Genomic DNA, 13155 nt, shown 5'->3' with positions numbered 1-13155 from the left:
GATGACGAACACGGTACGACGAAGGGGACGGGCGAACGACGTGGACGGGGGATGCAGTCCGGGCTGGATACGGAGGCTGTGGGCCGAATGCCTACCGCACCGCGCGGTGCTGGGCGGCCTCGCCGCCGCGGTGCTCGGCGGGGCCATCGTCGAGACAGCGGGGCCGCTGCTGACCAAGCGGGCCGTCGACGCGGCCGGGATCGGTGACACGGCGGCGATCAGCGTGGTCGCCGGGCTGATCCTGGTGGTGGCCGTGAGCCGGTCCGGGGCCGGATTCGGACGGCGCTGGCTGGCCGGGCGGCTGTCCCTGGACGTGCAGCACACCCTACGGGTGCAGCTGCTCGGCGCACTGCAGCGGCTCGACGGCGTCGGTCAGGACACCCTGCGCACCGGCCAAGTGGTGTCGCGATCGATCACCGATCTGCAGCTCGTCCAGGGACTGCTGGCCATGGTGCCGTTGTCGGGCATGGCGCTGCTGGAATTCGGGCTCGCCGCCGCGGTCATGCTGTGGCTCTCCCCGCCGCTGGCCGCCGTCGCGTTGCTGGTGGTGCCCGCGGTCGGCCTGGTGGTCTACCGCATGCGGCCGCGCCTGCACGCGGCGACCTGGTCCGCGCAGCAGCGCGCCGCCGATCTGGCCCAGCACGTCGAGGAGACGGTCACCGGGGTACGGGTGGTCAAAGGCTTCGGCCAGGAAGCGCGGATGGTCGACCTGCTGGAGCGGCACGGTCGCAAGCTGTTCGCGGAGCGGATGCGGGCCGCACGGATCGACGCGCGCTTCGCGCCGACCGTCGCGGCGATCCCGCAGCTCGGGATGGTCGCGGTCATCGCGCTCGGCGGACTGCTCGCGCTGCACGGCAGCATCGGCATCGGCACCTTCGTCGCGTTCGCCGCCTACGTCGCCGTCATGACCGGCACCGCGCGCATTCTCTCCTCGGTGATCGTCATGGCGCAGCTGACCAGGGCGGCGGCCGAGCGGGTCTTCCAAGTGATCGACACCGCGCCGGTCATCGCCGATCCCGAACGCCCGGTCGAGCTGCCGGACGGCCCGCTCGGCATCGAGATCGATGCGCTGAGTTTCGGCTTCGATCCCGATCGGCCGGTGCTGCGCGAACTGGATCTGCGCGTGCGGCCCGGCGAGACGGTGGCGGTCATCGGCCCGGCGGGCTCGGGCAAGTCGACGCTCGCTCTGCTGCTTCCGCGCTTCTACGCGCCGGACGCGGGCCGTATCCGGCTGTTCACCGACGCCACCGCGCCGCACGCGGGCGCGGTCGACGCGATCAAAGCTCCGGCTTCGCGCGCCGGGACCCGAATCGGCGAGGCCGTCGACATCGCCGACGTGCGCGCCGCCGACCTTCGCGCCGCCATCGGCGTCGTCTTCGACGATCCGTTCCTGTTCTCCGACACCATCGCGGCCAATATCGCGCTCGGGCGACCGGACGCCACCGACGAGGAGATCAGGCAGGCGGCCGTCCAGGCCGCGGCGGACGAATTCATCGCCGAGCTACCCGACGGCTACGACACGGTGGTCGGCGAGCGCGGCCTCACCCTCTCCGGCGGCCAGCGTCAGCGGGTCGCGCTGGCCAGGACGCTGCTGGCCCGTCCACGCATTCTGGTGCTCGACGACGCCACTTCCGCGGTGGACGCGGTGACCGAGGCGGCGATCTTCGACGCGCTGCCCGACCAGGGCGGACGGACCACGCTCATCCTCGCGCACCGGGAGTCGACGCTCGCCCACGCCGATCGCGTGATCCGGCTGCCCGCGCCCGCCGGACACCCCGCTCCCGAGCCGGACGCGAGTTCGGCCACGGGCAGGCGAGTCGGCGACGGCTCCGCCGGTCGTCGCTTCGGGGCGGCGGCGGCCGACATCAGCGAGACGCCCGAGCTGCGCCGGACCATCGAGCGGCTGCCGCCTGCCACCGAGCAGCCGGACACGGACAGCGAACGCATTCGCGAGCCGGATCCAGGTTTCCGGCTCACCCGCCTGCTGCGTCCCGTCCGCGGGCTGGTGCTGACCGTGATGGCGCTGCTGGCCGTGGACGCGGCGATCGCCATCGCGTTCCCGCCGCTGGTGCGCTACGCGATCGACGGCGGCGTGCTCGGCGACGACGCCGGAGCACTCGTGCGAGCGACACTGCTCGGCGCGGTACTGGCCGCGGCGGGGTTGGCGGTCGGCGCGGCCACCACGTTGCTCACCGCGCGCACCGGGGAACGCGTGCTGTTCGCCCTGCGGGTGCGCAGCTTCGCACACCTGCAACGGCTCGGCCTCGACTACTACGAGCGCGAACTGTCCGGGCGGATCATGACGCGGATGACCACCGACGTCGACGCGCTGTCGACCTTCCTGCAGACCGGCGTGGCCACCAGCCTGGTCGGGCTGCTGACGCTGGTCGGCATCACGGTCGCGCTGCTGGTCATCGACATATCGCTGGCTCTGGTCGTGCTGGCGACGGTGCCCGCCCTCGCGATCGCGACGGTGCTGTTCCGGCGGGTGTCCTCCGCCGCCTACACCGTGTCGCGCGAGCACGTGTCGGCGGTCAACGCCGACTTCCAGGAGAACGTCACGGGCTTGCGCGCGGTGCAGGCGAACCGGCACGAGCCGCGCGCCGCCCGCCGCTTCGCCGAGTACTCGCAGCGCTACCGCAACAGCCGGTTGCGGGCGCAGCGGGCGATCGCGCTGTACTTCGCGTTCGTCGTCGGATGGGCGGACGTGGCGCTGGCGGCGGTGGTGTTCTTCGGTGCGCGCGAGGTCGCCACCGGTGCGACCAGCGCGGGCACGCTGGTCGCGTTCGTGCTGTATCTGGAGCTGCTTTTCGTGCCGATCCTGCAGTTGTCCCAGGTCTTCGACAATTACCAGCAGGCCAGGGTCGGGCTGCGCCGGATCGGTGACCTGCTGCGCACCCCCTCCTCGATCGCCGCCGACCCGGCCGACCCGGTGACCATCGGACCCGCGCTCCGGGGTGACGTGGCGTTCGACGAGGTCCGCTTCCACTACCCGGGCAGTCGCGTTCCCGCGCTGGACGGTGTCTCGCTGCGCATTCCGGCGGGTTCCAGCCTTGCTCTCGTCGGCCCGACCGGCGCGGGCAAGTCGACCGTCGTCAAGCTGCTCGCGCGGCTGTACGACCTGCGCCCGGATTCCGAGGAGCGCACGCGAGTGCCCGCCGCAGCAGCCGAAGGACACGCTCCCGGCGCGATCAGGGTGGACGGCGTCGACGTGCGCGACTATCGCCTCGCCGACTACCGCTCGCGGCTGGGCATCGTCCCCCAGGAAGCTCACCTGTTCACCGGCGACGTGGCGAGCAACATTGCATTCGGGAAACCATTCGCGACCCCCGACGAGATCGCCGCGGCGGCTGCGGCGGTGGGCGCGACGGAGATGATCGCAGGCCTCCCGCTCGGCATGCGACAACCCGTCGGCGAGCGCGGCCGGGGCCTGTCGGCCGGGCAGCGGCAGCTGATCGCGCTGGCCCGTGCCGAACTGGTCGCTCCGGACTTGCTGCTGCTCGACGAGGCCACCGCGACGCTCGACCCGGACACCGAGGCATCGGTGCTGGCAGCGAGCAGATCGCTGAGCCGGGACCGCACCACGGTGATCGTCGCGCACCGGCTCGGCACCGCCGCCCGCGCCGACCGGATCGCGGTGGTCGACCATGGGCGGATCGTGGAATTCGGCGAGCATACGGAGCTGCTCGCGGCGGGTGGGCCATATGCCCGGCTCTGGGCAGTGGCACAGGCGTCGGAGGGAATATTCTCGAATGACGCCGGGTCATCACCAATAGGGTCGGGGGTGTCGGGTGGTCAGTGAATCGGCCGATTTGCTGCTGGGCCTATCCTCAGATAGGGCGCATCGGCGCGCAATCCGCTGATCCCCGTGCCGGGCACGTCACAAACGTCGCAGCGCGAAGAACGAAATGAGGCGAACACCTGCTGTGAGCAGCTCAACATCCCAGTTCGGACAGAACCAGTGGCTAGTCGACGAGATGTATCAGAAGTTCAAACAAGATCCATCATCGGTCGACGAGAGCTGGCACGAGTTCCTGGCCGACTACACGCCTGACGCGAGTGGCGACACCGGCAACAGCCAGCCCGCCCCCGCGACCGCGCAGGCTGCCGCTCCCGCACCGGCTCCGGCGGCCACCAAGCCCGCCGCCGCCACGCGCAACGACGCCAAGCCTGCCGCCGCCACCGCGGCCCCGAAAGCGCCCGCCCCGGCCGCCGCCAAGCCCGCACCGGCCGCCGCCAAGCCCGCCGCTGTGACAAAACGCACACCGCAGACCACCCCGGCGCCGACTTCGAACGCCGCGCCGACCTCCGGCCCGAAGCAGGCCGACACCGCCGCCGACGAGTCCAAGGTGCTGCGCGGCGCCGCCGCCGCGGTGGCGAAGAACATGTCCGCCTCGCTGACCATCCCCACAGCGACCAGCGTGCGCGCCATCCCGGCCAAGCTGATGATCGACAACCGCTTGGTCATCAACAACCACCTCGCCCGTACCAGGGGCGGCAAGATCTCCTTCACCCACCTGCTCGGTTACGCCATCGTGCAGGCGGTCAAGGCGTTCCCGAACATGAACCGGCACTACGCCGAGATCGACGGCAAGCCGAACTCGGTCACCCCCGCGCACACCAACCTCGGCCTCGCCATCGACCTGCCCGGCAAGGACGGCAGCCGATCGCTGGTCGTCGCGGCCATCAAGGGCTGCGAGGCGATGACCTTCGGGCAGTTCCACACCGCCTACGAGGACATCGTCCGCCGCGCCCGCGACGGCAAGCTCACCGCGGAGGACTTCTCCGGCGTCACCATCTCGCTGACCAACCCGGGCACCATCGGCACCGTGCACTCGGTGCCCCGCCTGATGAACGGCCAGGGCGCGATCATCGGCGCGGGCGCGATGGAGTACCCCGCCGAGTTCCAGGGCATGAGCGACGAGCGCATCGCCGATCTGGGCATCGGCAAGCTGATGACGCTCACCTCCACCTACGACCACCGCATCATCCAGGGCGCGGAGTCCGGTGACTTCCTGCGCACCATCCACCAGCTGCTGATCGCCGACGAGTTCTACGACGAGATCTTCCACGGTCTCGGCGTGCCGTACGAGCCGATCCGCTGGCGCAAGGACATCCGCGAGCGCGCTGTCGACAAGAGCGCCCGCGTGCTGGAGATGATCGCCGCCTACCGCAACCGCGGCCACCTGATGGCCGACACCGATCCCCTGCGGCTGGTGAAGGACAAGTTCCGCAGCCACCCGGACCTGGACGTCACCCAGCACGGCCTGACCCTGTGGGACCTGGACCGCACGTTCAACGTGGCGGGCTTCCACGGCCAGGACCAGATGAAGCTGCGCGACGTGCTGTCCGTCCTGCGCGACGCCTACGTCCGCCACGTCGGTGTGGAGTACACCCACATCCTCGAGCCCGAGCAGTTGCAGTGGATCCAGGATCGGGTCGAGCAGAAGCACGCGAAGCCGACGGTCGCGCAGCAGAAGTACATCCTGAACCGGCTGAACGCGGCCGAGGCGTTCGAGACCTTCCTGCAGACCAAGTACGTCGGGCAGAAGCGCTTCTCGCTGGAGGGCGCGGAGGCCGTCATCCCGATGATGGACGCGGTGATCGACCAGTGCGCCGAGCACAGCCTCGACGAGGTCATCATCGGCATGCCGCACCGCGGCAGGCTCAACGTGCTGGCCAACATCGTGGGCAAGCCCTACTCGAAGATCTTCACCGAGTTCGAGGGCAACATGAACCCGGCCGCCACCCACGGCTCCGGCGACGTGAAGTACCACCTCGGCGCGCAGGGCACCTACCTGCAGATGTTCGGCGACAACGAGATCGAGGTCTCGCTCACCGCGAACCCCTCGCACCTGGAGGCGGTCGACCCGGTCCTCGAGGGCTTGGCGCGTGCCAAGCAGGACCTGCTGGACAAGGGCGACGGCCCGGAGGGCTTCTCGGTCGTGCCGCTGATGCTGCACGGTGACGCCGCGTTCGCCGGTCAGGGCGTGGTCGCCGAGACGCTGAACCTGTCGGGTCTGCGCGGCTACCGGGTCGGCGGCACCATCCACATCGTGGTGAACAACCAGATCGGCTTCACCACCGCTCCGGAGAACAGCCGCTCCACCGAGTACTCCACCGACATCGCGAAGTTCATCGGCGCGCCGATCTTCCACGTCAACGGCGACGACCCGGAGGCGTGCGACTGGGTGGCCCGCCTGGCGGTCGACTTCCGGCAGAAGTTCCGCAAGGACGTCGTCATCGACATGATCTGCTACCGCCGTCGCGGCCACAACGAGGGCGACGACCCGTCGATGACCCAGCCGTACATGTACGACGTCATCGACACCAAGCGCTCGGTCCGCAAGGCGTACACCGAGAGCCTGATCGGCCGCGGCGACATCTCGCTGAAAGAGGCCGAGGACGCCCTGCGCGATTACCAGGGCCAGCTGGAGCGGGTGTTCAACGAGGTCCGCGAACTGGAGAAGTACTCGCCGGAGCCGAGTGAGTCGGTCGAGGGCGACCAGCCGGTGCCCGCGACCGTCGTCACCGCTGTGGACAAGTCGGTTCTGCAGCGCATCGGCGACGCGTTCCTCAACGTGCCCGACGGCTTCAACGTGCACCCGCGCGTCAAGCCGGTGCTGGAGAAGCGCCGCGAGATGGCCTACGAGGGCAAGGTCGACTGGGCCTTCGCCGAGCTGCTCGCCTTCGGCACGCTGATCGACGAGGGTCGCGCGGTGCGCCTGACCGGTCAGGACTCCCGCCGCGGCACGTTCACCCAACGCCACGCGGTGATCATCGACCGCAAGACCGCCGAGGAGTACACCCCGCTGCACAACATCGGCAGCGAGAACCCGGGCTGGTTCGCCGTGCACGACTCGGCGCTGAGCGAATACGCCGCCGTCGGTTTCGAATACGGCTACTCACTGGGCAACCCCAACGCGCTGGTGTTGTGGGAAGCGCAGTTCGGTGACTTCGTCAACGGCGCGCAGTCGATCATCGACGAGTTCATCTCCTCCGGTGAGGCCAAGTGGGGCCAGCTCTCCGACGTCGTGCTGCTGCTGCCGCACGGCCACGAGGGCCAGGGCCCGGATCACACCTCCGGCCGCATCGAACGCTTCCTGCAACTGTGCGCGGAAGGCTCGATGACCGTCGCGGTGCCGTCCACCCCGGCCAACTACTTCCATCTGCTGCGCCGCCACGCATTGGACGGCATCCGCCGCCCGCTGATCGTCTTCACCCCGAAGTCGATGCTGCGCAACAAGGCCGTGGTCTCCGACCTCAAGGACTTCACCGAGAGCAAGTTCCGCTCGGTCTTCAATGAGCCGTCCTACGAACAGGGCATCGGCGACCGCAGCAAGGTCAAGCGCATCCTGATGACCAGCGGCAAGCTCTACTACGAGCTGGCCGCCGAAAAGGCCAAGCAGAAGCGCGAAGACGTAGCCATCCTCCGGGTCGAGCAGCTCTACCCGCTGCCCACCCGCCGCCTCAACGAGGCCCTCGAGGGCTACCCCAACGCCACCGACCTGGCGTGGGTCCAAGAAGAACCGGCCAACCAGGGCGCCTGGCCCTTCTTCGGCCTCAACCTCCCCGAGACCCTCCCCGCCCGCTTCGCCAACACGAAGCTGCGCCGAATCTCCCGCCGCGCCATGTCGGCCCCGTCCTCGGGGTCCAGCAAGGTGCACGCGGTGGAGCAGGCGGAGATCATCGCGGAATCGTTCGAACCGACCGCCTAGTCACCTGAGCGAAATCGGGCCGAATCGCCTTCGTACACGAAGCGATTCGGCCCGGTTCGCGTTTCAGGACGGCGCGAGCGCTTTCATCAGAGCAGCAGCAGTAGCCTCGTCGATGCACGTCGGCTTACCACCGTTGTCGGAGTGGAATGCACCGCCTTTGGTGTTTCCGGTGAAGTAGCACATCGGAAAGGCTGGTTTGCCTTCCGGGAAGGTCAGCGGCGGAGCGAGGCCGCCGAGGGTCTCGTCGCGCAGTGCGCGCAGCCCTTTGATCACATCCGCGCTCGTCGAAGACGGCGAGAGGCCGGCAGCTTTGGCCGCTGCCAGGAAGAGCTGCCCGCCTGCCCACGGCCACAGCAGCGGTGAGCTGAAGTCCGCGCTATCCCGAAGGCCGGGAATGTACTCGGCGAGAGCGTCATTGAAATCCTTGATGGCCGGAATGGATTCGTCGGTGTACAGCGCATTGGAGCCTGCGAAAATGCTGCCCTCGAAGTTCGGGTCCGTGGCCCACGCCTTCTGCAGGCTCACGCCGGTAGGAACCTGAATCGGTTTGTAACCTTGCTGAGCACAGGATGCCGCGATACGCGAAATCGCCTCGACCGAAACGCCGGGGAATACGGCGTCGACACCGTTTTCCTTGAATGCCAGGCAGGGAGCGATGTAGTTCGGCGCCGCAATCGCGACTTTCTCCGAAGCGAATCCCAGACCGGACTGTTCGGCCATCGGCTTCACCATCTGCGGTAGCTGCTCGCAGACCGGGATCTCGGCGCAATAGTAGACGCCGAGTTTATTCGCGCCCGCCTTCTTGGCCTGCGCGACTTCGCCCAGCATCAGCACCGGCAGCGTAGTTCCGGAGGTGAAGAAGTTCGGATCGGTGATGAACGGGGCATCGACCGGCTGTCCACCGATGACCGGAATGCCCTTGCTGTCGACGTAGCTCTGCCAACTCGAACTGACCAGGCTGGTTTGGCCGACGATGGCGACCACCTTGTCCTCTTCGAGCAGTTTTTTCGCCACCGCAAGCGCCGTCGTCGGATTCTGCTGGTCGTCGTAGGTGATGAGCTTGACCGGGTGCCCATTGATTCCGCCACGATCGTTGACCCATGACGCCCACGCCTGCAGCACATCGCTGCTGCGCCCCACCGATCCGGCGGCAGGGCCGCTGCAGCTGCAAATGGATCCGATGACGATCGGATCGCCTTTGAGCCCGCCGTCGGACACCTTCACCGGACCAACGGTTTCGGGCCCGTCACTTGTCGAGTCGGCCGAACACGATGTGAGCGCGAGCGCCGCCGCCAGTATCGGCGCCACGCACCACAGAAACCTTCTCTTCCTCATTACTGCACTCCTGGATACCGAGTGTTCGCTACGCCCATGGCCCGGCCGCGGTTCCGGATGGGTGTCCCGCCGGCGATGCCGGCAAGTCTGTGTGTCCCCCGTCGACGCCGAGGTAGTTCCGCAGCACGACATCTCGGCCGATCCCCGCGGCGGGTCCGGCGAACGCGACGGTGCCGCGACTGAGCAACACCACGTGATCGGCCATCGTGAGCGCGTGATCGACGTATTGCTCGACCAGCACAATCGCCGCGCCCGTGGTGCGCAATTCGCCGAGGGCCGTGAAGATCTCGTCCACGACCAGCGGAGCCAGGCCCATCGAGACCTCGTCGAGCAGGACAACCGCCGGATCGGCCAGCCAGGCGCGCCCCAGTGCCAGCATCTGTTGCTGGCCGCCGGACAGCGAACCTGCCCGCTGATCCAGCTTCGCTCGCAGCGCGGGGAAGACATCGAGCACGTCATCGGTGCCGACTCGGCGCCACGGCGGTGTCAGCAGGCGTAGGTTCTCCCGGAGCGTCAAGTCCGCGAATACACCTCGACCCTCGGGGATCAGGCACAAACCCGCACGGGTGCGGCGTGCCGGGCGAGCGTGCGTCAGATCCGCTCCGCCGATCGACACGGTTCCCGATCGCGCTCGCAGTAGCCCGGAAGCCACCCTGAGCAGCGTCGACTTTCCGGCGCCGTTCGGTCCGAGCAACGCAACGACCGAGCGAGGCGGAACGGCTAGGTCGACGTCGTGGAGCACCATCGTCGAGCCGTAGCCCGCGGCGATCGAGCGCAATTCGAGTGCGAACTCGGTGCCGGCCGTGCTGTGTCCCTTTGCGCACGACCCGGGGCCCTGAGCTTCGGCCCCCTTGCTCTGGCCGGTCATGCTACAGGTTCCTTCAGCCGGTTCTCGTCCGTGCTCGGTACGCCGAGATAGGCGTGCTGCACCACCTCCGACTCCCGGACCCGCGCGGGCGAGCCCCGGAATATCAGGCGGCCGAAGTCGAGTACGAAGATCTCCTCGCAGATCTCGAGCACCAGCGACATGTCGTGCTCTACCAGGACGATTCCGACGCCGCGTTCGGCGACGACATGCCGGAGAATCTGCCCGAAGCGCGCGGTCTCCGCGCGATCGAGACCCGCGCTCGGCTCGTCGAGCAACAGGATCAGGTACGGCCCGGCAAGACATCGCGCGAGTTCGACCAGTCTTCGCTGCCCGGTGGACAGTGCGCCGACGCGAGAATCCTCGATGGATTCGATTCCGCACAACGCCATAGCGGAAGCCGCGGCGGCGCGCACCCTTCCGGCATGTCCGTGTGCCGCGAACAGTTGGGCGAGCGGATTCGCCCCGGCGAGCGGGCCTTCGGCTCCCATCGCGACGTTTTCGGCCACGGTAAGGGAATCGAACAGCTCTGTCCGCTGGAAAGTTCGCCCGATGCCGAGCCGCGCCCGGCGGGACGTCGAGACGCGACTGATCACCCGGTCCTGCAGTCGCACCTCGCCGGCGTCGGCCTGAACGAGACCGGTGCAGGCATCGAACGTCGTCGTCTTGCCCGCACCGTTCGGGCCGATGAGTCCGGTGATCCGCCCGGTACGCGCCTCGAACGAGATGCCGTCGATGGCCACCACGCCGCCGAAACGGACTGAAAGATCCCGCACCTCCAGCAGCGCTGAGGGCTGCCTCGTGGGTGGCTCCACCGCGACAACCGCCGGCGACCGCTTGCGGCGAAACGCGCTGTCCAGCCGGGACCGGATCGGTCCGGGAACCTTCAGGCGGCTCGCGGTGGCGGCACGGAGCACCACCAGGATGCCGAACAGGACCTGGAGCCACAGCGACATACCCGCGACGGAGACGTAGGACGGCACCAGGATGAGCGCGACTGCGGCCAGCAGCGAATACCACGGCTCCCGGCCCACCATGATGACAATGACGGCGAAATAGGTGACCGACAGTAGCGACTGGTAGTTGGCCGCCGAGGCAGTGGTCTGGGCCATTCCTGCGAGTGCGCCGCCCAACGCCGCGAGCAACGCCGACACGCAGAAGACGAGAACGCGGGTGACCTCGATGGAGACACCGTTGGTCCGCAGCGCGGTCGGCGATTCGGCCAGACCCCGGAGCAATCGTCCGAGCCTGCTCTTGTCCAACGTCACCACTATCAGCGTGCCGACCGTGGCCAGTACCAGCACGAGCCGGTAGAAGGACGGGTCGGAGTCCAGTCCGAATACGCTGGGGCGCGGCATCGGCAGGCCGAGACCGCTGGTGCCGAACATATAAGGCCGGCTGTAGAACATCATCTGGAGCACGACGCCGAATCCGAAGGTCGCCAGCGCCAGATACAGGCCGCTGAGCCGAATGGCCGGAATCGACAACACCGCACCGATCGGCACGACCACCAGACCACAGGCGAGGAGAGCGAGCGGCCACGGCCACCGCCAATCGACCGCGAAGTGGGAGAACGCGCAGGCGCCGATCGCGGTGAAAGCCACGTGACACAGCGAGACTTGACCGGAGGTGCGAACCAACAGGCCGAGCGAGAGAAAGACGAGCGTCATCGCCAGCGCCACAGTCCAATCCGTCAGGTGAATGCCCGCGAACGACGGAACCAGCGCCAGCACGACCACCACCACGACCCCACCAACGGATTGCAACGCCGGCGGAGCAGTCCAGCCGGATCGGATGCGCCGGGTCACCTGATCCCGGTCCAGCAGGAAGCGCCGCGGCATGACGAGCAGCACGAGGAACAACGCCAGGAAAGGCAATGCCGCTGGAACTCCCGCGGCCAATCCGGTGGTGAAGTAGCGGGTAGCCAGTGCGGCGAACACCCCGATGAGCAGTCCACCGCCGAAGCTCCATGGCAGGCTCGTGAACCGGCCGATGGCCGCCGCTCCGAACGCCTGGACGACCAGCAACGTCAGCTGCGTAGGATCGAGCGGAATCAACGGCGCGAACAGCACCCCGGACAACGACGCCAGACCGGTGCCGATACACCAGGCCCATCGCCGAGTGCGCACCGGGCTGGTCCCAGCCAGATCCAGCAACGGCGCGTTACCGACGACCGCGCGCATCGCGACACCACGCCGGGTCAAGCGCAGCGCGGCCGAGAGCGCGCCGGTCGCCAGTACCGCGACCCCGAACGTGGTGACATCCGACCACTGCACCTGCACACCGAAGGCGGCGAATCCACCCTGCGGCAGGAAGGCCGGAACGATGCGCGCCGTCGTCTGCCCGTAATACAGAGTCACGCCCGCCTGGACCAACAGCAGAATGCCGATGGTCGCGGCGATCCGCAGTTCCACTGTCGCCTGGTCGACAACGCGGGCCAGCAATTCCAGCGCCACACCCATGGCCGGACCGAGACCGAGAACACAGATGGCCGCGGCGAGCTGCCACGAAAACCCATTGATGACATGCAAGGTGTAGAACCCGTACGCCGACACCGTAGCCATGGCGCCGTGGGCGAAATTGAACACTCCCGACGTTTTGTAGGTGAGCACCAAACCCACCGCGGCCAGCCCATAAACCGAGCCGGATACGATTCCCGCGATCACGAACGGCAAGAGATCTGCCACGATGTACTCCACTTTTCGCTGGTCACCGACACTGCCGGACCGTGCGGATGCGTCGGCGCAGCCTTGCCCGACCGGGTCGGCTGCTGATCGAGCAACCACCCCCGCACGAAAAGGGTGTCAGCGCTCTTTGGTATAAATGGCTCTATCGATGAGCAACTGGACGATCGACTTGTTCATGCCGTCTCCGGGGTTCGAATGAACAGATCCACCCACTGGGTTGAACGCGTGCCAGTCAGTGTTGATCCTTGCCCCACGCCACGCCAGGCAATCCCCTAGCTTCTGCCTCGCAACCGAATTCGACGGCACCAAAACGTAAGCCGGAAGGCGAGGTCGACGGGTTCAGCTATCTGTCGAGCGCCCAACTGCGTGCCGTATCTTCCGCCGCGCCATGCCGGCCCCCTCGGGTCCAGCAAGGTTCACGCGGTGGAGAAGCGGAGATCATCGCCGAAGCGTTCCAGCGCTTGCGCGAGTGCGACGCGGGCGTTGGTGATCTGATCGCGAACAGGATCCGGAAGAACCACCACAGCGACGGCCACACGGTGGCGAGGTC

The 13155-nt window shown here is 67.9% G+C and carries 5 protein-coding genes; 2 read left to right on the top strand and 3 right to left on the bottom strand.

Going from position 1 to position 13155, the window contains the following annotated elements; genetic code table 11:
• Position 1 precedes the first annotated feature (1 nt).
• The gene (locus ACWEH3_RS23425) at positions 2–3802 is read left to right on the top strand and encodes an ABC transporter ATP-binding protein (protein ID WP_450021125.1); all 3801 of its coding nucleotides are present in this window, start codon (positions 2–4) and stop codon (positions 3800–3802) included.
• Between the two features lie 175 nt (positions 3803–3977).
• Complete coding sequence (locus ACWEH3_RS23420; RefSeq protein ID WP_450021161.1) at positions 3978–7718, top strand: multifunctional oxoglutarate decarboxylase/oxoglutarate dehydrogenase thiamine pyrophosphate-binding subunit/dihydrolipoyllysine-residue succinyltransferase subunit; 3741 nt, start codon at positions 3978–3980, stop codon at positions 7716–7718.
• A 63-nt stretch (positions 7719–7781) separates the two neighbouring features.
• On the opposite strand, the gene ACWEH3_RS23415 is transcribed toward ACWEH3_RS23420, so the two are convergent.
• From ACWEH3_RS23415 to ACWEH3_RS23405, 3 genes are read right to left on the bottom strand one after another with little or no spacing between them, the layout of a single operon-like run.
• Positions 7782–9026 (bottom strand): ABC transporter substrate-binding protein, encoded by a 1245-nt coding sequence (locus ACWEH3_RS23415; protein ID WP_450021123.1) that lies wholly within the window; start codon positions 9024–9026, stop codon positions 7782–7784.
• Between the two features lie 55 nt (positions 9027–9081).
• Positions 9082–9921, bottom strand: coding sequence for an ABC transporter ATP-binding protein (locus ACWEH3_RS23410; protein ID WP_450021121.1), 840 nt, complete (start codon positions 9919–9921; stop codon positions 9082–9084).
• Positions 9918–12605: an ABC transporter permease subunit gene (locus ACWEH3_RS23405; RefSeq protein WP_450021119.1), complete on the bottom strand. Its 2688-nt coding sequence runs from the start codon at positions 12603–12605 to the stop codon at positions 9918–9920. Before ACWEH3_RS23405 ends, ACWEH3_RS23410 begins: the two co-directional genes overlap by 4 nt.
• Positions 12606–13155 lie beyond the last annotated feature (550 nt).

Source organism: Nocardia sp. NPDC004718 (assembly GCF_053601535.1).
The sequence above is the reverse complement of the archived record's forward strand: the minus strand, read 5'-3'. Positions and strand labels throughout refer to the sequence as shown.

What these genes read in the sequence shown, in the direction of transcription:
- ACWEH3_RS23410 (WP_450021121.1), bottom strand. Translation starts at nt 9,921, where the DNA reads ATGACCGGCCAGAGCAAGGGGGCCGAAGCTCAGGGCCCCGGGTCGTGC.
- ACWEH3_RS23420 (WP_450021161.1), top strand. Translation starts at nt 3,978, where the DNA reads ATGTATCAGAAGTTCAAACAAGATCCATCATCGGTCGACGAGAGCTGG.
- ACWEH3_RS23425 (WP_450021125.1), top strand. Translation starts at nt 2, where the DNA reads ATGACGAACACGGTACGACGAAGGGGACGGGCGAACGACGTGGACGGG.